Raw genomic sequence first — 22,054 nt, forward strand, 5'->3', positions numbered from 1 at the left:
ACGTGGGATGAGGGTGGGCGGTACCGGACGATGGAGCCTGCTGCCCGCCCTGCTCGCGACGACGGTCCTCCTTTCCGCGTGCGCCTCCGTGCCCCAGAAGGCCGTCAACCCCGCCGCCACGCTGGCGCTGCCCGGCGGTGAGTTCCGCTTCGCGCACGCCCAGAAGGACGCCCAGGCCGCGGACATGGTCCGCCTGGCGGTGAAGCACGCCGGGCCCCGCCTGGCCCGCTGGGGCACCTTCCACGAGCCCGTCACCCTGGTCATCCACCCCAACCACGCCGCCCTGGAGCGCGCCGCCCGCCGGCCCGGCTACGCCTTCCTGCGCGCCTGGGCCCGCTATGAGCAGGTGGAGGTCCAGAGCCCCCGCACGTGGACGAGCGCCGGCGCCACGCAGAAGCAGGTGGACGAGCTGCTCCTGCACGAGCTCACCCACAGCCTCATGTGGCAGGCGTCCGCCTCCGTGTCGGACTGGACGAAGAAGGGCATCCCCCTGTGGTTCAGCGAGGGCATGGCCTCGTACACCGCCGGCCAGGGCTACCGCGTCCCCAGCCTGGAGGACCTGGCCCGCTTCCTCCACGACTCCCCCCAGGCGGATCCGCTCGCCGGCGCCGAGTCCCTCTACGAGACCGAGAACGCCACCGTGTACGGCGCCGCCCACCACGCCTTCACCTTCCTCATGGAGCGCTACGGCGAGGCGCGCATCCGGGGCGTCCTCACCGCCATGCGCCGGGGCCAGGACTTCACCGGCGGCTTCCAGGAGTCCATCGGCCTGCCCGTGGATGCCTTCCTGCGCGACTTCCGCCGCTACGTGTACCTGCGCGGCTTCAAGGGGGGCCGGTTGACCCCACCACCGGCCCGTCCTCGCCCCGAAGGGCGCGGAATTCCTCGGAATCCATCGGTTCCGCCGTCATCTGCCCCACATTCGCCCACTCCCGCGCCACCGGACACAACTCCGGGGGCCCCAAGTCCGACAAGTTGAGCAAGCCCGCTATGCGTGGGCCGCCGGAGGTCTCCCCCGTGACTGATTCGAAAATCAACCGCCCGAAAATCTCCTCGTCCCCCACCTCGGGTTCCTCCTCCGTTGATCCCGCGAAGCTGGCCGCGCAGCAGAAGGCCGCCGCCGCGAAGGCCGCCGCCGCGAAGCGCAACCAGTCCGGCTTCGAGTCCGCTCCGGCCACGGGCGCGCGCACCCCGGTGGCCGGCACCGGCAACCTGGCCCGCTCCGCCAACGCGAGCGCGCTCCTGGGCGCCGCGCCCACCTCCGCCGTGAAGAACAGCGCGACGGTGGCGAACCCGACGACGCGCACCATCACCTTCACCTACGACGCGGGCCCGCACGCGAAGCTCACCAACCCGAAGCTCAAGGGCAGCTGGGACGCGGACGGCCGCTTCGACGCGCAGTGGTCCTCCGGCGGCATCCCCATGAAGCCGCTGGGCAACGGCAAGTACGAGGCCACGGTGAAGGTGGCGGACGACGGCCTCGCGCGCAACTGGGAGTGGGGCGTCAGCGTGGACGGCCCGTCCGGCAAGGACCAGTGGGCGGTGATGGGCGAGGGCAACCTCAAGCTGGACCTGTCCAAGCCCACCGCGTCCTACTCGCCCACGACGTACCACTCCATGGGCGCGCAGCGCTCCGGCCAGGACGTGTCCTTCAAGTTCTGGGCGCCGGACGCGCGCGCCGTGCAGGTGAAGGTGACAGACAAGCAGGGCCGCGAGCAGCGCATCCCCATGGCGCGCGACGAGGGCGGCAACTGGAGCGCGCAGGCCAAGGGCGCGTGGGCGCGGATGGAGGGCAAGGCCTACGTCTACGAGGTGGTGGACTCCACCGGCGCCGTGAGTGACCGGCCGGACCCCTACGCGCGCCGGATGATGGGCGAGCAGCGCGGTCTGGACCGGCTCTACCTGGACCCCACGCGCGGCAAGGAGGTGGACCGCTACTTCACCGGCGCCACCGGCCTGATGCGCTTCGACGTGGACGACGCCGGGGACGCGGACAGCGCGTACCTGGTCCTCAAGGACGGCGACGGCAACCCGCTCAACAAGGCGCAGCTGCAGGAGCGGCTGGGCAAGTTCGACGACACGCTCATCGACAAGCTGCGCGGCGGGAAGTTCAACGACTTCTGGTCGCGCAACGTCACCGACGACGGCCGCATCAAGATGACGAACCAGGGCGGCGCGTGGACCGCGCTCGTCAACGACCCGGAGAAGCTGGCGGGCCTGCGCTACGAGTTCCAGGTGTTCGACAAGGACGCCCAGGGCAAGCTGCACCTGCGCGACGACGTGAACCACGACGGCAAGCTCTCCGACACGGAGCGCCTGGCGTCGTCGGAGAACGACCCGTGGAGCGACCTCATCACCACGGGCAGCGGCGTGTCCTTCCGCGGCTCCGTGCTCACCGACCCCACGAAGTTCCAGTTCAAGAACGACGACGTCCCGCGTGAGAAGGACCCGTCGAAGTGGGTGGTGTACCAGCTGCACGCGGGCAGCTTCCTGGGTGAGGCGGGCAACTCCAACCGCTCCACCATGGAGGACCTGATCAAGAAGCTGGATTACTTCAAGGAGCTGGGCGTCACCACGCTGGAGCTGCTGCCCACCAACGAGGTGGAGGGCGCGCGCAACTGGGGCTACCTGGGCGTCAACAGCCTGGCCTCGGAGAGCTCCCTGGGCTTCGAGGACGAGACGGGCCAGTGGGTGGAGGGGGATGAGGCCCTCAAGCGCTTCATCGACGCGGCCCACGGCAAGGGCCTCAACGTGGTGTCGGACGTCGTCTACAACCACGTCTTCGGCGACCACAACGGCCTGTGGAACGTGGGCGGCCCCAGCAACCCCTACTTCAACTGGTCCAAGGAGCCCGGCAAGTTCGAGCAGCGCGACACGCCGTGGGGCGCCGTGCCCGCGTACAACACGCCGCAGGTGAAGCAGCTCTTCGTGGACCACGCCGTGCAGCAGGTGGCGGAGCTGAAGTTCGACGGCCTGCGCTTCGACTTCACGGAGCCCATCAAGGGCACGGGCGGCAAGGACGGCTGGGAGATGCTCCGGGAGATCAACCGCCAGGTGCACTTCCTCAACCCGGACGTGTGGACCGTGGCGGAGCAGTTCGACTACGAGCCGGACATCTCGCGCCCCGCGAAGCCGGACGGCACGGGCGGCGGCTTCGACGCGCAGTGGTACACGGAGTTCCAGCACCGGCTGGTGCGCGACAACAGCAAGCCGGGCCTGGTGCAGGCCGCCGCGCGCGGGATGAAGACGGACGTGGACGCGTTCGTGAACCTGATGACGAACCCGCGCGGCCTGGACGGCTGGAAGCACGCGCTGTCCATCATCTCCAACCACGACGAGGTGGGGAACGCCGAGCGCACCCTGGACACCGCGGAGGGAGAGAACCCCACCGACTTCCCGGACAACTGGGCGCGCGGCGCCGCCCGCTTCGCCGCCGGCATCGGCATGGCCGGCCCCGGCATCCCCATGTTCTTCCAGGGTGACGAGTTCGGCGCCCAGAACTCCTTCAAGTGGGGCAACCCGTCCACCTGGGACAGCGACTGGAGCTGGCAGGACGTGGGCAAGGGCGTGGACTTCGGCAAGGTGACGTTCAACGACACCACCAAGGCCACCTACGAGCGCCTCTTCGAGCTGTCCCCGGACGCGCGCGCGAAGGACAGCGCGTACAAGGCCTTCTCCGCGGACGACAAGAAGCTGTTCGCGGAAGTGGCCGCCCTGCCCGCCTCCGAGCGCAGGGACGCGATGCTGGACGTCACCCGCCGGCAGTCCTTCGCCTTCTACAAGGACGCCATCGGCCTGCGGAACAGCAGCAACGCCTTCAGCGCGGCGGCGGAGGTCAAGCGCGTCTACACCCACAACGACGACAGCGTGATGGCCTTCACGCGCAAGTCGGGCAACGAGGAGTTCCTCGTGGTGGGCAGCCTCAACAAGAAGAACCTGGAGGGCTACTCGCTGCCGCTGCCCCCGGGGCAGTGGAAGGAAGTGCTGAACAGCGACGCCGCGGTGTACGGCGGCGGCAACTTCGGCAACTACGGCGCCACGCTCAACGGCGGGAACACCCCGGTGAACATCCCCGCCGGCGGCTACGTGGTGATGAAGAAGGTCGGCTAGCGCTTCGCGTCCGCACCGGCCGCCTGCTTCGACGAGGCGGCCGGGCTGGGCAGCAGCGGCGGCCGGTCCTTGCCCTCCATGGTGCGCTGCAGCTCCAGCTCCTGGAGCAGCACCGCGGGCGCCACGGTGGACACGGGCACGTTGCCGCTCTCCGCGCCGCAGAAGCCGTTGAACACCCCCAGCTTCTGGCCCGTGGCGAGGATGCGGTTCACCGACGACAGCGGCGTGCCGACGATCTCCACGCCGCGAACCAGCGTCTCCTCGCCCGTCTTCACGTCCACGCGGTACACCATGCGCGGTACGCCCTTGAAGGCCTGGTAGCCGTAGCTGGACGTGTTGGTGTTGCCGCCGGTGATGTCGCGGATGATGAGCCCGTACGGCTTGCCCTGCCGCTTCGCCTCCGCGATGAGCAGCTTCTTCAGCTCCGCGTCGCTCACCTGCTTCGTGCTGTCCACGATGAGGTTCGCCATGCGCGCCACCGGCTGGAGCGTGCCCTGCCCGCGCCCGTGGCCGTTGGACTTCGGGAAGCCCTCCACCGGGTGGCGGCTCATCAGGTAGCCCTTGAGCACGCCCTTCTCCACCAGGCTCACCGGCTGCCCCTTCACGCCCTCCTCGTCGTAGAGGTAGTAGCCGTTGAGCGGCTCGCCGTTCACCTCGCGCCTGGACGGATCATCCCGCAGCGACAGGAAGGCCGGGAGGATCTGCTTGCCCTCCTGCCCCTTGAACGTCTTGCCGTCGGTGTCGCCGTCCTGCCGGTCCGCCTCCAGCCGGTGGCCCAGCGTCTCGTGGAAGAGCACGCCCGCGGCCTCCGGCGCCAGGATGGCGGGGCCCGCGTACGGCGTGATGGCCGGCGCCTGCCGGAGCGCGAGCAATTCGTCGATGACCTTCCGAGCCGCCGCGTGGACCTTGGCCTCGTCCGGCATCCCCGCTTCCGTGGGCAGGTAGAAGCTGCGCGAGTTGTCCAAGAGCTGCCCGTCCGGCGCGCGCGTCACCGCGGAGACGTGGAGCGCGTAGAGCGTCTCCTCCGTGATGAGGCGCGTGCCTTCCGAGGACACGAACAGCCGCGTGGCCTTGTCCGCGGTGATGCGGACTTCGGAGTCGAACAGCTCCGGGTGCGCGTTGAAGCGCGCGGACACCTCGCGCGCCAGCTTGCGCCACTTCTCGCGGTCGAACGGGAAGGCCACCGGCGGCTGCACGTAGGTGGCCGGCGTCTCCTTGGAGAAGGACGCGGGGCGCTTGGGGTCCTCCACCGTGTAGACGTCCTCGCCCTTCTTCTTCAGGTACTGGAAGAGCGCGGCCTTGTACTTCTCGTCGGTGACGAGCCACAGCGCCGTGCGCAGCGCGAGCGGCGAGTCGTCCTGCGGCCCGTCCTTGCGCGCGGTGAAGCTGGAGCCCTTGCTGGTGCTGAAGCCGAAGTCCAACGAGTCCGCCACGGAGCTGTCGTACTCGTAGCTGCCCACGCGCACGTCCACGCCCAGCTTGCGCTCGCGGTAGTCGTCGTCCTGGAACAGCGCCCCGTAGCGCGCGATGATCAACCGCGACTGGTAGTCCTTCACGCCGTAGCTCAGGAAGTACGGCGCCTCATGGCCGGTCACCTTGAGCTGTTGCTGGTTGCGCTGGAGCTCCGCGCCCATCGCGTCCAGCAGCTGGGCACGAGGGTCGGACGCGGGAGCCGCGCCCATCAGGAGGGACGCGGCCACGAACAGCGGGAACAGGGGACGGGATTCGCCAGGCACGGCCGCGCACTGTAGCGAAAAACAGGCGAGGGCCCTCCCCCCACGCGCCTGGCGTGAAGCGAGGACCCTCCTGCCCGCATGCCCTGGTGGCTACAGGCTTACGCCTTGACGATCTTCTCGCGGCCCTGGGTGACGGCCTTGGTCGCGTTGCGCGTGTCGACGACGATGTTCGAGCGCTGGACCAGCTCGTTGTAGTCGATGTGCGAGTGGTCCGTGAGGATCATCACCGCGTCGTACTGGTTGAGCGTCTCCGGGTCGAGCGGGACGGACTTCATCTCCATGTTGAAGCCGTGGCCCTTGTGCAGCTCCTTCACGAACGGGTCGTGGTAGGCGATCTCCGCGCCCTTCTCCTTGAGGAGCGTCATCACGCGCAGCGACGGGGACTCACGGTGGTCGTCGATGTCCTTCTTGTACGCCGCGCCGATGCAGAGGACCTTCGCGCCGTTGAGGACCTTCTTGTTCTGGTTGAGCGCCTCCATCGTGCGCTGCACCACGTAGTAGGGCATCTGCCAGTTCACCTCACCGGCCAGCTCGATGAACTTGGTGTGGAACTCGAACTCGCGAGCCTTCCACGTCAGGTAGAACGGGTCGATGGGGATGCAGTGCCCGCCCAGGCCGGGGCCCGGGTAGAACGGCTGGAAGCCGAAGGGCTTGGTGCTGGCGGCCTGGATGACCTCCCACACGTCCACGTTCATGCGGTCGCAGAGCATCTTCATCTCGTTGACCATGGCGATGTTCACGCAGCGGTAGATGTTCTCCAGCAGCTTGGCCAGCTCCGCCACGCGCGTGGAGGACACCGGCACGACTTCCTTCAGCGCGCTGCCATAGAGGGCGACCGCCACCTCGAGGCACGCGGGCGAGTAGCCGCCGACGACCTTCGGAATCGTCTTGGTGTTGAAGCCCTTGTTGCCCGGGTCCTCGCGCTCGGGGCTGAAGGCCAGGAAGAAGTCCACGCCCGCCTTGAGGCCGTTCTTCTCCAGCAGCGGCTTGAGGACTTCCTCCGTGGTGCCCGGGTAGGTGGTGGACTCCAGGATGAAGAGCTGGCCGGGGCGCACGTACGGCGCCAGGGCCTCGCCCGTCTGGATGATGAAGGTCATGTCCGGCTCACGCGACGCGGTCAGCGGCGTGGGCACGCAGATGACCACGCAGTCCAGCTCGCGGGCCTTGGCGAAGTCGTTGGTCGCCTTGAGCTTGCCGGCGTTGGTGAGCTCCGCCAGCGGCGCGCTGGGGATGTGCTTGATGTAGCTCTCACCCTTGGCGATCTTGTCGATCTTGCGCTGGTCGACGTCCAGCCCCGTGACCGGGAAGCCCGCTTCCGCGAAGGCCATGCCCAGCGGAAGACCGACGTACCCGAGACCCACCACGCCCACCTTCGCTTCCCGATTCTGAATCCGACCCAGCAACGGGTTGCCAACCATCACGCGCATTGTCGTTACTCCCCAGCAGTTGACGTGCGGCCTCGCCGGCTCACACGTCCCGACCCACACCAATCACCTGAAGACGAACACCCACCCCAACCATGCCGGAGGCGTCAGCTGCCTCCGGAACTCCACCGACACCGCCGGCACCACGCGCCCGTACCCGGGCGAGTAGCAGGACGGCACGAGCGAGGTCTCCAACCCCCGCCCGAAGAGCACCCAACCCACGGGCGCCTCCGCCGGTCCAATCTCCAGGGCCCGCGCATCGAAGGCCTCCGGCCCCTCCTGCACGCGCCCCGCCCGCGCCACCACTTCCGCCGCGGGCTCGCACCACCGCGCCTGCCCATCGGGCAGATGCAAACGTCCGACCACCTCGTGACGGCCCGTTCCGACGAGCCGGTCCCCCACGGCCAGCGCACGCACGTGCCGGTCGAGGAAGAAGGTCCTCTCAATCCCTACCGGAGCCGGCAGGTGGCGGTAGCCGTCGTGGCGCACCACCAGCCGGTCATGCTTCGCGCCGGGCTGGAAGGCCACGACGCGAGCCCGGGCATCCTCCGGCAGCGCGAAGAGCCGCGCCGGATCCATCGGGGCCTGCTCGGCCCCATCCACCTGAAGCGTGTTGTGCGCCGCGGTGCTCCGCATCGCGTTGCGCAGCGCCGGATCCCGCGTGTACGAACCCGTGCCGGGGTCGACGATGACGGGACGGCCATCGAGGTGAAGCTCGAAGGAAAGCTTGTCGTTGTGGCTGTGTCCTCCGACGCCCCGCTGCCCCTGCTTTCCGGCCGAGACGGTGAGCACGACACCTTCACCGCGCAAGATGTGGAAGCCACCTTCCGCAAAGCTTACCGACGTGGGCGCGGCGGCCGCGGGCAGCGCGTTGAAGCGCACGAGGCCCGCGTTGCCCAGGAGCCACGCCGCCTCGTCCGGGAACACGCCGCCGCCCAGCCCCGCGTCGTTGAAGAGCGCCGCGCCCAGCCCCGCGAGGTAGCCATGGTCGCCGTCCTCACGGTCCTGGAACGGGAACACGCGGCCGCTGTCGTTGTCGCCAATCTGCGGCGCCAGGCCAGACTCCGAGGACCAGGCGCGGGCCGCGACGAACATCAATCGCAGACGCGCTTCGTACGCGGGCCCCAGCGACACGCCCGCGCCGCGAGCGATGAGGAAGGCCAGCGTGAACAGCTCCACCGACAGGCGGTGGTAGGGAATGGAGCCCTCGAAGGACGTGCCCTCGGGATGGACCTGCGCCTCCATCTGCGTGCGCAGGCCGTTGGCCGCGAGCGCCACCTGGCGGGGCGCGCCGGGCAGCTCCGGGAAGAGCAGCCCCACCACCGCCAGCCCCACGTAGTTGGAGACCAGGTGGTTGTTGGGCACCGCGCTGGTGTCCTCCAGGTGGGCCTCCACCCAAGCGCAGTGCTCCGCGAGCGCGCCCAGCACGGGCACCAGGAACTCCGGACGGCGCACCTCCGGCCGGTCCGCGAACATCGCCAGCGCCTGCGCCAGGTTCGCCGCGCGCAAGGAAATCTCCATGGCGCAGGTCCAGTGGACGCCCATGCCCACGGGGTTCGCCTGCAGGAAGTCCAGCGTCTGCGACACGAAGGCCGTGGCGAAGCGCGAGCGCTCCGCTTCGGTGTCCGCCACCCACGCGCCCTGGGCCAGGGTCACCACGCTGTCCAGCCGGCCCAGCACCCACGGGTACTTCGGATCCATGCCCGTCACGTGCAGCGGCATGCGCTCCACGGGGTCCACCGGATAGTGCCGGCCGCTCACCGGCTCCAGGGACCAGTCCACCGGCTTGCCTTCACCGAAGGACACCGGCGTGCCGAAGACGTCCCACTCCTGACGGAGCGCCCGCGCGGCGCGCTCCAGCGTGCGCGCCTTCGCGCCCGGAAGCTTCTCGATGGCGGCGCGAGCGGACTCGCGCTGCGACAGCTCGCACCAGGCCCGCGAGGTGCGGTGATCCAGCGCCAGCGTGACCAGGTCCTCGGCGCGGGTGGCGCCGAAGGACTCCAGCAGTTGCGCCTCGTCAATCTGCTCGCGGCGGCTGTAGAGCGCCTTGCGAGCGACGCCCTGGACCCGGCGGACCGCGCTCTTCGCGAGCGCCCCAGGCGCCATCCGAGCCATCGTCGCGTAGTAATCGAGAGTACCCATCCGCCCCTTCCCGCCCAGCCTGACGTGGGCAGGTGATAGCAAGCGGCTGGCCAAAACCTTTTCCCAGTGAGAGCAAGGGGTTGGCGCGAGGCACCTGCCCGTACGGCGGTAAAAATGTCCGCTCGACCCGATCACGGTGGGTAAAGGATTGCTGCCTGACGTGGAAAGGAAGTGCTCCACGTTGGAGCCGTTGCGCCTCCATGGAGGCATGGCCATTCCTTGGCGCGTGCGGGCTGGGGCTTGGATGGGGCGGCGCATCGAGGACGACCTCGATGCCAGGATGGAAACGACGCTGACGGCGGTGGCCGAGCAGGCGCTGCGCGGAGGAACGCGCGCGGGCCTGGAGGCTCTGCTGAAGGCGTCCTTGCGGCTGACCGGCGCGACCGGCGCGGCCCTCTATGAAGGACGCGTGTGCGTGATGAAGGTGGGGAACGTCCCCGCCCGTCGCGCGGATGCAGCGAAGCGGCCCTCCGTGTTGGAGCTCTGGCCCGCGCCGCTGACGACGTCGCAGCGGAGCGTGGTGGCGCGCTTCAGCGCGTTCGCCCCGGCGCTGCTCGCCGCTCACGCGCGCGAGGTGGCCCAGGGCGCGCGGCAGGCCCGGCTGCTGGAAGCGAAGCAGCGCCTGGAGCGCACCGTGGCGGCGCAGGACAAGCGGCGCTCGCGCGCGGCGCACGACCTGCGCACGCCTCTCATGGTCATCAAGGGCTACGTGGACATGATGATCAAGGGCACCGGGGGACCGCTGGGCGCGCAGGCGCAGCGCTACCTGGAGCGGATCGCCAAGGTCGCCGCGGATCAGAAGGACCTCATCGACCGGCGCCTGGCGCCGTCCGTGCCGGGCCTGGACGACCTGCGCCCCGTGCTGGAGCGCGCCTTCGCGCCCGTGAAGGGGAGGGGACGCGCCGCCCCCACGCTGACGCTGCCCGGGGAGCGCACCGTCCCGGTGCGGGGCGCCCGGGCGGACTGGGAGCTGCTGGCGCGCACCCTGGCCAAGGGCACCACGGGCGCCGTGGCCGTGGACGTCCACCTGGGCCCGGCCCTGGAGGCCCCCCACTGGCTCCTGCGCGTCCAGGCCTGCCCTGGCGCGGCCCTGACGGCCCGCAGCGAGGCCGTGCTGCGGCAGCTCGTGGGACGCCTGGGGGGCACGCTGAGCGTGGCCGTGGAGCCCCGGCTGGACATCACCCTCGTGCTACCAGGGGATGACGCCTTTCCCGTACCCGCCCACCGCTAAGGGGTATGAGAAAGCAGGAGACGTCGGGATGGCGCGCGAAAGGTAGGCAGAGGTCGCAACTCGCCTACCCATCGATGCGATAAAAGGGAAAGCGGTTTTCCTTCCTGCCCCCGAAGGTCTCCCCCATGAAGCTCAACCGAAGCTCGAGCGTGCGCTCCACGAAGTCCGAGTCAGCGCTGCCCAGCACGCCGCCGCCGCGCCGTAACTCCGTGGATTCGAAGCCCAACACGACGACGTCGTCCGCGACGCCGACGAAGCCTGGCCGGTCGAACTCGGCGCCGCCGACGGCCCAGCGGCCGCCGAGCGACGTGTCCACCGGCAGCCCGTCGCGCACCCGCCCGCGCAATCCGGAAGGCGCGGCGAGCGTGAACAACGCGCAGGCGAGCGGCGCGAAGAAGCCCACGACGAACAGCGAGATCCGCGCCTGGTACAAGCAGCAGATCGCCGGCATCCCCGCGAACGACGCGAAGCTCAAGGCGCAGGGCGCGTCGCTGGAGGACCGCGCGAAGGCGGCCCATGAAATCCGCCACAAGGCCCGCGTGGACGCGCGTCAGTTCATGGGCACGTTTGAATCCGCGATGCTCAAGGCGCGCGACTTCTTCAAGTACGGCCGGCTGGACGGCCCCTCGTTCGACCAGCTCGTCGGTGAGGCCAAGAAGAGTGGCTTGAGCGAGGCGCAGGCGTACGACAAGATCATCAACAGCTCGCAGCGCACCAACCAGGCCGTGGACAACATCTACGCCAAGCCGCAGGCAAAGCTATGACCGCTGATCAACTGCTGAAGCAGAAGCTGGAATGGGTGAAGACGTCGGACCCGCTCCACCCGCTGCGCACCAAGGCGGAGGGCAAGGAGCTGCGCCTGCGCATCGGCGACTTCCCCGAGGAGTCCATGTACACGCTGCTCGTCGACGACCAGGAGGTCACCGAGTTCGACGACTGGCCCAAGGCGTGGGTCCGCCCGCGCTGAAGAGCGCATCCCCGCTGGAACGAAAAGACGCCCTGTCCCTCGCTCCAGGCGAAGGACGGGGCGTCGTCGTTTCAGACCACCCTGCCCCGCGTCAGGCCGCGGAGCTGGGCAGCAGCTGACGCACGAGCTCCAGGAGCTTGCCGCGCTCCACCTCGCGCTTGACCAGGTAGCCGTCCGCGCCCGCCTCCAGGCCGGCCGCGCGGTCCTCGTTGCTGTCCAGCGACGTGACCAGGATGATGGGCGTGCGCCGGAACATGGGGTGGCCCTTGATCCGCCGCGCCAGGCCCACGCCGTCCAGCCGGGGCATCTGCCAGTCGCTGACCACCAGGTGGCAGTGCACGCGCTCCAGCACCTGCCACGCCTCCTCGCCGTCCGACGCCGTCACCACCGGGTAGCCGGCGATCTCCAGCAGGGACTTCATCGCGAAGCGCGTGGTGAGCGAGTCGTCGCATACCAAAATGCGCGGCATCTTGGATTCGCCCACGGCCGCGCGCGTGTCCGGCTTGGCCGCGCGCAAGAGCTCCGGCGCGTTGAGCACCGGCACCACGCGGCCGTCGTCCAGCACCGCCGCGCCGGCCAGGTGCGTGACGTCCCGCAGGTGCTTGCCCAGCGAGCGGACCACCAGCTCCTGCTGCCCCACCACCTCGTCGATGGCGTACAGCACGCGCTCCTCGCCCAGGGACAGCAGCACCGCGGTCTGCCGCCGGCCCGACTCCAGCGCGAGCGGCATGCGCGGCAGCCCGATGGCCTCCGCGAGCGACAGGAACGTGAGCTGCTCGCCGTCCAGCCGCGCCACCACGCGCCCCGCCACCGTGCCCACGTCGTCCGCGTCCAGGCGCAGCACGCGCTTCACGGTGTCGGAGGGAATGGCGGTGACGGCAGTGCCGGTGCGCACCAGCAGGCCCAGCGCCGCCGCCAGCGTCAGCGGCAGGTCCACGATGAAGCGCGTGCCCTTGCCCGGCGTGTACTCCACGTCCGCGCTGCCCTGCAGCCGCTGCGCGGTGGCCAGCACCACGTCCAGCCCTACGCCACGCCCCGACGTGGACGTGACCTCGTCCCGCGTGGAGAAGCCCGGCTGGAAGATGAGCCGCGCGGCCTGCGTGTCCGACAGCTTGTCCGCGGCCTCCTGGTTCATCAGGCCCCGGCGCACCGCCGTCGCGCGCACGCGCACGGGGTCCAGGCCCGCGCCGTCATCCTCCACGATGACGCCGATGCGCGTGCCCCGCGCCTCCACCCGCACCGACAGCCGCCCCGTCTCCGGCTTGCCCGCCGCCTTGCGCGCCGCGGGCATCTCCAGCCCGTGGTCGATGGCGTTGCGCACCAGGTGCACCAGCGGGTCCTTCAGCGCGTCCACGATGCGCCGGTCCAGCCGCACGTCGGTGCCGCCCAGCTCCAGCGTCACCTCCTTGCCCAGCCGGGACGCCGTCTCGCGCACCGTGCGCCGCAGGGGCTCCAGCACCTGCGAGGCCGGCACCATGCGCAGGTCGCGCAGGTCGTCGCGGATGACCTGCGCCACCAGCGACTGCTGCTCGCCGTCGCGGTGCGCCTCCTTCGCGTGCTCCAAGAGGCGCTTCTGCATCGTGCGCATCAGGCCCACGCCCGTGCGCAGCGGCTCCAGCGCGGGCCCGCCGCCGGCCATGGCCAGCTGCGACGCGGCGCGCTCCAGGTGCAGCAGCACTTCGTGCGCCTGATCCGTCAGCGAGCGGAAGCCCTCCGTGCGCCGGCCCTGCTGCGACCGCCCGGACACCAGGTGCTCCACCTGGAGCGCCAGCGAGTCCAGCGTCTTCACCGACACGCGCACCGCGCGGTCCACCGTGCCGCTTCGGCCCTCGGGCGCGGCCGTCGCGCGCGCCGCGGGCTTCGCGGCGGGGGCCGGAGCCGGCTTCACGGGCTCGGCCTCCCGGACCGCCCCGGCGTCCTCCACCACGCCCAGCGCCATGCGCAGGTCCACCAGCGCGCCCGCCACCTCCGACGCCGCCTGTCCCGCCGCGTCCCCGCCCTCCTCCATGCGCGTGAAGCCCAGCGCCGCGGCCTCCGCCAGCGCCGCCACCTGGTCCGCCTGGACGGCCTCCGCGCTGTGGCGCAGGGCGTGCGCCTGGTCCACCGCCGCGCGCACCGCGCCCGCCCGGTCCTCCACCTTGGGGGACACCAGCTGGCTCAGCGCCGCCTCCAGCGCGACCAGCGCCTTCAGCCCGTCCTCGCCCAGCGGGCCCGCGCTTGCGGCTTCGTCGGAGGTGGGAGCGGCCGTGTCCTCATGGCCCAGGGCCTTGAGCAGCGCGGACACGCCCTCCACCACGGGCTGTTCACCCGCGTCGCCTCGGTTGAGGGCGTTCTCGATGGCGGACAGGCCCCGCAGCATCGCCTCCACGGAGCCCCGGGAGATGGGCTGGTCCACGTCCACGTGGGACAGCCCGTCCTCGATGGCGTGGACGATGCGTTCGATGTCGTCCAGCCCCAGGCTCGCCGCGGAGCCCTTGAGGCTGTGCACCACGCGCTTGAGCGACGGCAGCAGGTCCGGCTCGCGAGCGCTGGCCGGCTGCTCCAGCCCCAGCACCTTCGACCCGATGGCCTGAATCTGCTCGCGCGTCTCCGCGGCGAACACCGGCCAGATGCTGCGCAGCAACTGCGGATCCATGAAGCCTCAGTCCCCTCTAGCCGCGCCGTGCGGCCGCCGGGTTGCCCAGCTGTGTGAGGTCCAGCACCGTGAGCCGGTCCGGCGTCAGGAACAGGAACGGGCCCGGCGGCGGCTGGGACAGCTCCGCGCGCGGCAACTCCAGCCGTCCGTCCACGACCTCCGCCGCCAGCCCGAACGCTTCGTCCTCCACTTCCACCACCACGACCTTGCTCAGGTCGGACATGCCCCCGCCCTCCAGCCCCAACAGCTGCCGCAGGTCCAGCACCGGCACGATGCGCGAGCGCGACAGGAGCGCTCCCAGCACGTGGCGCGGCGCCCCGGGCAGCGAGCACATCCCGCGCGACTCCAGCACGTGGTCCACGAAGTCGATCTTCACCGCGTAGCGCTCGCCGCCCACCTGGAAGGCGAGCACCGTGACGACCTCCTGGCGCACCTCGTGGCGCGAGTTCGCCAGCGCCACCGCGCGCTGGTGCAGCACCTCGCGCCGCCGGTGGGCGCTCACCACCGTGGCGCCTTCCAGCAGCATCTGGGCCGCGTCGAGCGAGGCCTTCAGCTCGTCGAAGTCGATGGGCAGCAGCTTGCGGTCTTCGTTGGCCATGGGCGGGCGTGTCAGTACTTCGTGGCCGGCAGCTTGAGGATGTCCCGCACCTTGGAGCGCAGGTCGTCCACGGACACCGGCTTGTTGAGGAAGGCGCTCGCGCCGACCAGCTTCCCCTTCTGCCGGCTCGCGTCATCCTTCAGCGACGTGAGCAGCATGAAGGGCGTGTCGTGCAGCTTCGAGTCCGCCCGGATGGCCGCGCACAGCGCGAAGCCGTCCATCTCCGGCATCTGCACGTCGGAGATGATGAGGTCCGGCTTCTGCTCGCGCGCCCGCTTGAGTCCCACCGCGCCGTTGGGCGCGTCCATGAAGTCCAGCCCCCACCCCATCAGGTAGACCTGCAGGAGGTTGGTGATGGTCTTCGTGTCCTCCACGATCAGCACCTTCGCTGCCTTGCGTGCCCCACCCGTCACGTTGCTGTTCATAGCTGGTACCTGCCTACAAGTTCAGAGAAGCGCTTCGACAAGATGGAGAGGTTGCCGGCCACCTGTTCAATCCGCCGGGTGCCCTCCACCGAATCACTCATGGCGGACGTCAATTCGCCCATCGCCGTGGCGATCTGCTCCACGCCAATGGTCTGCTGCCGCGTGTTGCCCGCGATCTGCCGCGCCGCCCCCGACGACTCGCGGATGACCTCCGACAGGCCCAGGATGGTGGAACCCGCGCCGCGCGCAAGCTCCATCGCCGCCTGGGCGCGCCGGCTGCCCTCGTCCGTGGTCGTGACGGCCACGCGAGTGCCCTTCTGCACCTCCCCCAGGAGCACGCGCACCTGGTCGGCCGCCATGCGGGACTGCTCCGCCAGCGTGCGCATCTCCGTGGCCACCACCGCGAAGCCGCGGCCGTGCTCGCCCGCCTTCGCCGCCTCGATGGAGGCGTTGAGGGCCAGCAGGTTGGACTGCTCGGCCACGTCCTTCACCTGCCCGATGATGTCGCTGATCTGCAGCGTGCGCTCGTTCAGGTCGGTGATGGCCAGGGCAATGGCCTTCACCTGTTCCCCCAGCTTCTCCATGCCCTCCACGCTCTCCGTGACGACCTTCTGGCCCTGCGCGCTCAGCGACTCCGACTTCTGCGTCTGCGCGATGACCGCGTCCGCGTAGGAGGTCGCCTGCTTGGAGGTCTGGGCGATCTCCGCCACCGTGGTGCTCGTCTCGTTGATGGCGGACGCCTGCTGGTGCGCCATCGCGGACTGCTGCGTGGACGTGGCCAGCACGCCCGCCGCCTCGTGCTCCAGGTCCGTGGCCGCGCCGCGCAGGTCGTGCAGCAGGTGCACCAGCGCGTCCGCCATGGTGGCGAAGCTGCGCGCCAGTTCGCCAATCTCGTCCGTGCCGGTGGTGTCGATCTGCTGGCGCAGGTCCCCCGCCGCGATGCCCACCGCCGCGCGGGCCAGCCGCTCCAGCGGGACAATGAAGAGGCTGGCCATGCCGGCCGCCGCCAGCAGGCCCAGCACCAGCACCAGCAGGCCCAGGCCGGCGGTGCGCCAGGTGCTGGAGGACAGCGACTCCGCCAGCGCCTCGCGGTCCAGCGCCAGCTGCACGGTGCCCACGCGCTTGGGCGTGCCGCCCGGCGGGCCGAAGAGGATGGGCGCCGTCGTCTCCACCACGGGCAGCGTGCCCGAGGTGAGGAGGCGGTCCACCACGCCGTCGCCGTCCGCGGGCTCCACGGCGGCGGCGGTCGCGAAGTGCTCGTGCGCGGAGCGCGCCAGCACCTTGCCGCTCGGGTCGCGGATGACGATGTACGCGATGTCCGGGACGCTCTTGAGGGCCACGTCGGCACCCGCCTGGAGCATGGCCGCGTCGCCCGCCGCCGCGGACGGGGCCACGGCGAACGCCATGCCGATGCCCACCGCGCGCGCGCGCTTGGTCAGCTCATCCAGCAGGCCGTCGCTCATCTGCATCCAGAACGCGAAGGTCAGGATGCCGACCAGCACGATGCCGAAGATGCCCGTGCCCCCGAGGATCTTCGTCCGCAGGCTGAGCCTGGTCGAATCCGCCCCTTGAGGCGACGCCATCTTCAAACCTTTCGCTTCCACGTTGTCCCCACCTCACGTGTACCGGCGCGCCCCAAGGGGTCAGCGCGCGCCCTGCCAGCCCATCTGCGAAGGACGGGGAGCCAGCGCCTGCCGCAAGCCCCCCGCCGTCATCGTCGTCTCCACGCCTCGCAGCGGGTGCTCGTCATCCAATCCATCCAGCGCGCGCAGCGCGTTCTGCCGCGCCCGCTCCGCATCCTCACGCCGGTCCAGGCGGCTGTAGAGCGCCACCAGCGTCGCATGTCCCAGCGCCAGCTGCGGCTCCAGGTACAGCGCCTTGCGCACCGCCTCCACCGCCGCGTACAGGTCGTTGCGCGACTCGGCCACCATCGCCAGCAGCAGGTACGCCTCCGGGGACAGCGCCCGGGCCGCCTCGCGCGCCAGGGCCTCCGCTTCCTCGAAGTGGCCCGCGTGCGCCGCCTCCAGCGCCCGCGTCAGCAGGCCCGCGTCCTGGGCCGCGCGCGCGGCGGGCGTGGGGGCCAAAGCCCGAGGCGCCTCCGGAGCCGGGGCTGGAGCCGGAGCCGGCCGGGGCGTCCGCGCCACGTAGGCCGGCATGGGCGCGGGCGTGGGACGGAGGGGCTCCACCCGCAGGCTGCCCGGCACCGGAGTGGAACGGCGGGGCTCCAGCCGCAGGCTGCCCGGCACCGGCGTCTCGCGGCGGAGCGCGGCGGCGGAGAAGGCCCCCGGCGTGTCCTGGCGCGGGGACGCGGCCGCGGACTCGCCGGCGACCCACGGATCCAGGGGCACGCGCAGGACGGGGGTGCCGTCCACGTCCAGCGTCTCCAGCCCCATCCCGTTGGTGAGCGGCACCTCCGCGGGCGACACGAAGAGCAGCCCGCCCGGCGCGAGCGCGCCCACCAGCCGGCTCAGCACCGCGCGCACCAGTTCCGGCGTGAAGTAGATGAGGACGTTGCGGCAGAAGATGGCGTGGAAGCCCATGGACGGCACGGCGTCCGTGGCCAGGTTGTGGCGGCGGAAGTCCACCGTGCGCACGACCTCCTGGGCGACGGTGTGCTGCACGTCCTGTCCGGATGCGCTGGGCTGCGTCGCGAGGAAGCGCTTCTCCAGCTCCGGCTCGATGCGCCTGAGCGACCAGGGGCTGTACACCCCGGCCTTCGCGCGCTGCAGGGCCCGGCCGGACACGTCCGTCGCCAGCACGCGGAAGCGCCCGCCGTTCCCCAGCCCCGCGGCCATCAGCGCCATGGCGATGCTGTAGGGCTCCTCGCCGCTCGCGCAGCCCGCGCTCCAGACGTGGAACGGGGCGCCCTGGTGCAGCCGGGCCCGCGCCACCAGCGCGCGCAGGTGCTCCGGGTGGCGGAAGAAGTAGGTCTCGCCGATGACGGCGTGCTCGATGAACGCCTCCACCGACGTCGGCTCGCGCATCAGCAGCTGGCGCAGGAAGGCCGCTCCGGACAGGTTGCGCGCCAGCGCGGCGCGGGCCAGCGCGGGCTCCAACGAGCGGCGCAGGCTGCTCGCGAGCGTCAGGCCGCAGGCGCTCTGGAGCACCTCCTCGACCTTCGCGAGCGTTGCGTCGTCGAGAAGCCCGTCGCTCACAGGCCCTCCGTGCCGTTCAGGAGCGCGCTCGTGCGGAGCAGCGGACGCAGCCCCTCCGGCGTGCGGCACAGCCCGGCCATCAGCCCGGTGCCGTCCCAGGGCATCTTCTCCTCGCCGCCCGGCGTGCCGTCCACCAGCACCGGCGTCTCCACCAGGTCCTTCACCCGGTCCACCAGCAGCGCCACCATGCGGCCCGCGTCCACCACCACCAGCAGCGAGTCCAGATCCGGCGTGCGCTTCACGCCCATCAGGCGCGCCACGTCCACCACCACCGCCGGGCTGCCGCGGTAGACGAAGGAGCCGGACACGTGCACCGGCGCGCCGGGCAGCGGATCCAATGCCACCAGCCGCACCACCTCCTGCACCTGCTTGGCGGGCACGAGCGCGGTCGTGTTGCCTGCCTCCACGGTCAGGTAGAGACCGGGCAGGCGCACCTCGCCCTGCAACGAGACGAGCTCCTGGCGCAGCTGGTTCTGCTCCGCCTCCAGCGCGCTCAGGCGCTGTTGCACGGAGACCCGGCGCACCTGGGGGGGAACGGGGACTCTGGGGGTTTCAGCCATCGAAGATGAACTCCGCCCGCCGCATGGCAGGCAGGAAGAAAAACCGTAATCCGGGAGCGCGGTCCAAAGCAATGCGGGCTTGCCCGAAGGTCACGACTCACATCCCCCCCTGCGACCGCGGGTCGTGGTTGCCCCGACGTGGTGGATTCCGGACCCCCTCGGCGTGCGCCACACCGGCGAGTTGTGCTTGGATGAGGGTGCGCTGCTTTTGCCGGAGAAACCATGCTTCACGCCGCTTCTAGGGGACACGAATGATCAAGAGCGATTCCCCGAGCCCTGAGGCCCCGGGAACGGATCCGCTCATCGGCCGGACGTTGAACGGCCGCTTCAGCATTCTGGAGCCCCTGGGCGTCGGTGGAATGGGCAAGGTGTACCGTGCCCTCCAGGCCCCCCTGGAGCGCGTCGTCGCGCTCAAGGTGCTCAACCCCAACTTCCCGAGCAGCCGCGACCCCGGCTTCCAGAAGCGCTTCCTGCGCGAGGCGTCGCTGACGTCGAAGCTGCGGCACCCCAACACCGTCACCGTCATCGACTACGGGCAGACGGACGACGGCATCTACTACATCGCGATGGAGTACCTGGAGGGGCGCACGCTCCAGCAGGTGCTGGGCCAGGCGGGCCCGCTGCCCTGGGCGCGCGCGGTGTCGGTGGCGCAGCAGGTGTGCCGCTCGCTGCGCGAGGCGCACGCGCTGGGCATCATCCACCGCGACCTGAAGCCCGCGAACATCATGATCCTCAACGAGGCGGATCAGGACCTGGTGAAGGTCCTGGACTTCGGCCTCGTGAAGTCCGTGGCGCCGCAGCAGGACGGGCCGGTCAGCCCCGAAATCACCCAGAACGGCACGTTCCTGGGCTCGCCGCAGTACATGGCGCCGGAGCAGGCGCGCAACGTGGCGGACGCCCGGAGCGACGTGTACTCGCTGGGCATCATGCTGTTCCAGATGCTGATGGGCCGGCCGCCCTTCATCGCGCGCGACCACATCGAGCTCATCTTCGCCCACTACAAGGAGCCGCCCCCCACCTTCCAGGCCGTGCGCCCGGACCTCGCGGTGCCGCCAGAGATCGAGATGGTGGTGCGCCGCTGCATGGAGAAGGATCCGGCGCGGCGCTTCCAGACGATGGACGAATTGCTGGAGGGCCTGCGCGAGGCGCACATGGCCGCGGGCGGCAACAGCGGCGTGTTCCGCCGGCTGGGCGGCGCGACGACCACGGGGCCCTACCCCTCTCCGCCGACGACGGGCCCCTACGCGTCCCCGCTGTTCGCCAACGTGGGCAACGCGGAGCCCGCGGACGGCGGGCTCGCGGTGGACATCAGCGTGGACGTGCCGCCGGACGTGCAGCGCGCCCGCCAGCGCACGCTCATGATGGGCGCCCTGGGCGGCGTGATGGTGGCGGGGCTCGTGGGCATCACGCTGTTCTTCCTGCGCGGCAGCCCGGAGGAGAAGGCCGCGCAGCCGGCGGCCCAGGCCACGGCGCCCACCCCGACGGCGCCGGTGGCGGAAGCCCCCACGTCGCCGCCCGCGCCGGGCAAGGTGCGCTTCCGGCTGATGAGCCAGCCGTCCGGCGCGCGCGTCTACTACAAGGGCAAGGAGAAGGGCGTGACGCCCTTCGTGATGGAGCTGCCGCTGGGCAACGAGGGCAGCATCACCGCGGAGCTGACGTTCGCGCTGGAGGGCTACCAGACGGAGACCCTCATCACGGGCGGCTCCGGCGAGGTGGTGCTCTCCCAGAAGCTGACCAAGCGCCGGGGCGGCGGTGAGCGCCCGAGCCGCGTGGACCTGGCCAGCGCCTCCACCCCCGAGGACTTCGAGAACGTCGCCCCGGCGACGCCGGGCGGACTGGCGGCGCCGGTGATGATGCAGGCGAACCCGACCACCGCCGCCGCGGTGGTCCCCGCCACGACGACGGACAAGGCGCTGGGCGCGCTGGGCTCGTCGGCCGCCGCCCCCGTGAGCGCGGCCGGCAGCCTCGCGGTGCCGTCGCTGACGACCGGCGCGCTCGCGCCCGTCAACCCGAACGCCGTCATCCCCTTCAACGACGCCATGGACCGGCCGACGCTGCTGGAGGAGGGCCGCGACATCGCCTACACGCGCGAGGCGCTCGCCATCAAGGCGGAGGGGCTCGTGGCGGTGCGCTGCACCATCACCAACAAGGGCCGCGTGGAGAACTGCCGCGTCCTGAAGATGGTGCAGCACATGGAGAAGGCGGTGCTCGACTCGCTCCAGTCCCGCGTCTACAAGCCCATCCAGTACCAGGGCCGTCCGGTGAACGTGGACTACACCTTCACCATGCGGCTCGTGTCCCCGCGCCGCTGAAGAAGAAGCGCGTGACGTCCCTCCTCCGTGCCCCTCAGGGGCCGGTGGAGGGCACGAGCGGCGGCGACGGTGGGACGGACGGGGTGGCGCCTCCAGGAGGCACGCCCCAGTCCACCACCGGCCAGCCCCGCCGCCGGGCTTCCCGGCGCAGCCGGTGGTCCGGGTTCACCACCACCGGGCGCCCCACCACCTCCAGCACCGGCAGGTCCGAGTACGAGTCCGTGTAGAAGGCGCACGCGGACAGCGGCACTCCGGCCTCCCTCGCTGTGGCCTCCGCGTAGGACCGCTTGCCCACGCCGAAGCAGACCTCCCCCAGCGTGCGCCCGGTGTGCAGCCCCGCGGCGTCCACCTCGAAGCGGTTGCACAGCACGCCGTCCAGGCGCAGCTCGCGCGCCACCAGGTCGGACAGGTAGCCCGAGGACGACGTCAGCAGCACCAGCCGGTCCCCCGCCTCGCGGTGGGCCTCCAGCGCGGCCAGGGCCCCGGGGCGGTACTGGCCGCGCACGGCCTCCGCGTAGAAGTCCGCGGAGCGCGCCTCCAGGTCCTTCGCGTCGGAGCCGGTGAGCAGGGCCGTGGCGCGCAGGAGCACGTCCTGCATGGCCACGAAGCCCAGGTGGTAGCGGGCCAGCAGCAGGCTGGCGCGCAGGGCCTCCCAGCGGGAGATGTGGCCCAGGGCCAGCTCGCGGCGCACCCAGAGCGACGCGGAGTTGGCGGCGAGCAGCGTCCTGTCCAGGTCGAAGAAGGCGACGGCCACGGCCA

17 protein-coding genes are annotated in these 22,054 nt (G+C 70.9%); 6 read left to right on the top strand and 11 right to left on the bottom strand.

What is annotated here, in order from left to right; translation table 11 throughout:
• Window positions 1-7 precede the first annotated feature (7 nt).
• Together NR792_RS13415 and NR792_RS13420 are read left to right on the top strand one after the other, a co-directional pair.
• A complete protein-coding gene (locus NR792_RS13415) occupies window positions 8-979 on the top strand; it encodes a hypothetical protein (protein WP_375760436.1) in 972 nt (323 codons plus the stop codon).
• Between the two features lie 38 nt (window positions 980-1,017).
• Complete coding sequence (locus tag NR792_RS13420; protein WP_375760437.1) at window positions 1,018-4,110, top strand: alpha amylase C-terminal domain-containing protein; 3,093 nt, start codon at window positions 1,018-1,020, stop codon at window positions 4,108-4,110.
• On the opposite strand, the gene NR792_RS13425 is transcribed toward NR792_RS13420, so the two are convergent.
• From NR792_RS13425 to NR792_RS13435, 3 genes are all read right to left on the bottom strand, one after another.
• Window positions 4,107-5,792, bottom strand: coding sequence for a TldD/PmbA family protein (locus tag NR792_RS13425; RefSeq protein ID WP_375761613.1), 1,686 nt, complete (start codon window positions 5,790-5,792; stop codon window positions 4,107-4,109). The genes NR792_RS13420 and NR792_RS13425 overlap by 4 nt on opposite strands.
• 152 nt (window positions 5,793-5,944) lie before the next feature.
• The gene (locus tag NR792_RS13430; protein WP_375761614.1) at window positions 5,945-7,264 is read right to left on the bottom strand and encodes a nucleotide sugar dehydrogenase; all 1,320 of its coding nucleotides are present in this window, start codon (window positions 7,262-7,264) and stop codon (window positions 5,945-5,947) included.
• Between the two features lie 72 nt (window positions 7,265-7,336).
• Window positions 7,337-9,412 carry an alginate lyase family protein gene (locus NR792_RS13435; RefSeq protein ID WP_375760438.1) on the bottom strand — a complete coding sequence of 692 codons (2,076 nt, stop codon included), beginning with the start codon at window positions 9,410-9,412 and terminating at the stop codon, window positions 7,337-7,339.
• A gap of 280 nt (window positions 9,413-9,692) precedes the next feature.
• On the opposite strand from NR792_RS13435, the gene NR792_RS13440 reads away from it, so the two are divergent.
• A complete protein-coding gene (locus NR792_RS13440; RefSeq protein ID WP_375760439.1) occupies window positions 9,693-10,643 on the top strand; it encodes a histidine kinase dimerization/phospho-acceptor domain-containing protein in 951 nt (316 codons plus the stop codon).
• Window positions 10,644-10,707: 64 nt separating this feature from the next.
• Here NR792_RS13440 and NR792_RS13445 read toward each other — a convergent pair whose 3' ends face one another.
• Window positions 10,708-11,046, bottom strand: a complete 339-nt coding sequence (locus tag NR792_RS13445) for a hypothetical protein (protein WP_375760440.1) — start codon at window positions 11,044-11,046, stop codon at window positions 10,708-10,710.
• Here NR792_RS13445 and NR792_RS13450 point away from each other — a divergent pair.
• Together NR792_RS13450 and NR792_RS13455 are read left to right on the top strand one after the other, a co-directional pair.
• A complete protein-coding gene (locus NR792_RS13450; protein WP_375760441.1) occupies window positions 11,009-11,407 on the top strand; it encodes a hypothetical protein in 399 nt (132 codons plus the stop codon). The two genes, NR792_RS13445 and NR792_RS13450, sit on opposite strands and share 38 nt — an antisense overlap.
• On the top strand, window positions 11,404-11,610 hold the full coding sequence (locus tag NR792_RS13455) for a hypothetical protein (RefSeq protein ID WP_375760442.1): 207 nt from the start codon (window positions 11,404-11,406) through the stop codon (window positions 11,608-11,610). The genes NR792_RS13450 and NR792_RS13455 overlap by 4 nt, the downstream gene beginning before the upstream one ends.
• Before the next feature lie 91 nt (window positions 11,611-11,701).
• On the opposite strand, the gene NR792_RS13460 is transcribed toward NR792_RS13455, so the two are convergent.
• From NR792_RS13460 to NR792_RS13485, 6 genes are read right to left on the bottom strand one after another with little or no spacing between them, the layout of a single operon-like run.
• Entirely contained in the window at window positions 11,702-14,245 is a 2,544-nt protein-coding gene (locus NR792_RS13460; protein WP_375760443.1) for a response regulator, read from the bottom strand.
• Between the two features lie 16 nt (window positions 14,246-14,261).
• Window positions 14,262-14,843: a chemotaxis protein CheW gene (locus NR792_RS13465; protein ID WP_375760444.1), complete on the bottom strand. Its 582-nt coding sequence runs from the start codon at window positions 14,841-14,843 to the stop codon at window positions 14,262-14,264.
• An 11-nt stretch (window positions 14,844-14,854) separates the two neighbouring features.
• The gene (locus NR792_RS13470) at window positions 14,855-15,268 is read right to left on the bottom strand and encodes a two-component system response regulator (RefSeq protein ID WP_120526595.1); all 414 of its coding nucleotides are present in this window, start codon (window positions 15,266-15,268) and stop codon (window positions 14,855-14,857) included.
• A complete protein-coding gene (locus NR792_RS13475) occupies window positions 15,265-16,851 on the bottom strand; it encodes a methyl-accepting chemotaxis protein (RefSeq protein WP_375760445.1) in 1,587 nt (528 codons plus the stop codon). Before NR792_RS13475 ends, NR792_RS13470 begins: the two co-directional genes overlap by 4 nt.
• 60 nt (window positions 16,852-16,911) lie before the next feature.
• On the bottom strand, window positions 16,912-18,423 hold the full coding sequence (locus NR792_RS13480) for a CheR family methyltransferase (RefSeq protein ID WP_375760446.1): 1,512 nt from the start codon (window positions 18,421-18,423) through the stop codon (window positions 16,912-16,914).
• Window positions 18,420-18,983 carry a chemotaxis protein CheW gene (locus NR792_RS13485; protein WP_375760447.1) on the bottom strand — a complete coding sequence of 188 codons (564 nt, stop codon included), beginning with the start codon at window positions 18,981-18,983 and terminating at the stop codon, window positions 18,420-18,422. Before NR792_RS13485 ends, NR792_RS13480 begins: the two co-directional genes overlap by 4 nt.
• A gap of 251 nt (window positions 18,984-19,234) precedes the next feature.
• Here NR792_RS13485 and NR792_RS13490 point away from each other — a divergent pair, with 251 nt between their 5' ends.
• Window positions 19,235-21,295, top strand: coding sequence for a TonB family protein (locus NR792_RS13490; protein ID WP_375760448.1), 2,061 nt, complete (start codon window positions 19,235-19,237; stop codon window positions 21,293-21,295).
• Between the two features lie 34 nt (window positions 21,296-21,329).
• On the opposite strand, the gene NR792_RS13495 is transcribed toward NR792_RS13490, so the two are convergent.
• Window positions 21,330-22,049 (bottom strand): HAD family hydrolase, encoded by a 720-nt coding sequence (locus NR792_RS13495; protein WP_375760449.1) that lies wholly within the window; start codon window positions 22,047-22,049, stop codon window positions 21,330-21,332.
• Between the last annotated feature and the right edge of the window lie 5 nt (window positions 22,050-22,054).

The sequence above is a fragment of the Corallococcus exercitus genome (genome assembly GCF_042231735.1).
In the GTDB taxonomy this organism is placed as follows: domain Bacteria; phylum Myxococcota; class Myxococcia; order Myxococcales; family Myxococcaceae; genus Corallococcus; species Corallococcus exercitus_B.

Excerpts from the sequence above, each read along its gene's own strand:
- NR792_RS13415 (WP_375760436.1), top strand. The coding sequence starts at position 8 with ATGAGGGTGGGCGGTACCGGACGATGGAGCCTGCTGCCCGCCCTGCTC.
- NR792_RS13425 (WP_375761613.1), bottom strand. The coding sequence starts at position 5,792 with ATGGGCGCGGCTCCCGCGTCCGACCCTCGTGCCCAGCTGCTGGACGCG.
- NR792_RS13430 (WP_375761614.1), bottom strand. The coding sequence starts at position 7,264 with ATGGTTGGCAACCCGTTGCTGGGTCGGATTCAGAATCGGGAAGCGAAG.
- NR792_RS13435 (WP_375760438.1), bottom strand. The coding sequence starts at position 9,412 with ATGGGTACTCTCGATTACTACGCGACGATGGCTCGGATGGCGCCTGGG.
- NR792_RS13440 (WP_375760439.1), top strand. The coding sequence starts at position 9,693 with ATGGAAACGACGCTGACGGCGGTGGCCGAGCAGGCGCTGCGCGGAGGA.
- NR792_RS13455 (WP_375760442.1), top strand. The coding sequence starts at position 11,404 with ATGACCGCTGATCAACTGCTGAAGCAGAAGCTGGAATGGGTGAAGACG.
- NR792_RS13460 (WP_375760443.1), bottom strand. The coding sequence starts at position 14,245 with ATGGATCCGCAGTTGCTGCGCAGCATCTGGCCGGTGTTCGCCGCGGAG.
- NR792_RS13465 (WP_375760444.1), bottom strand. The coding sequence starts at position 14,843 with ATGGCCAACGAAGACCGCAAGCTGCTGCCCATCGACTTCGACGAGCTG.
- NR792_RS13470 (WP_120526595.1), bottom strand. The coding sequence starts at position 15,268 with ATGAACAGCAACGTGACGGGTGGGGCACGCAAGGCAGCGAAGGTGCTG.
- NR792_RS13475 (WP_375760445.1), bottom strand. The coding sequence starts at position 16,851 with ATGGCGTCGCCTCAAGGGGCGGATTCGACCAGGCTCAGCCTGCGGACG.
- NR792_RS13485 (WP_375760447.1), bottom strand. The coding sequence starts at position 18,983 with ATGGCTGAAACCCCCAGAGTCCCCGTTCCCCCCCAGGTGCGCCGGGTC.
- NR792_RS13490 (WP_375760448.1), top strand. The coding sequence starts at position 19,235 with ATGATCAAGAGCGATTCCCCGAGCCCTGAGGCCCCGGGAACGGATCCG.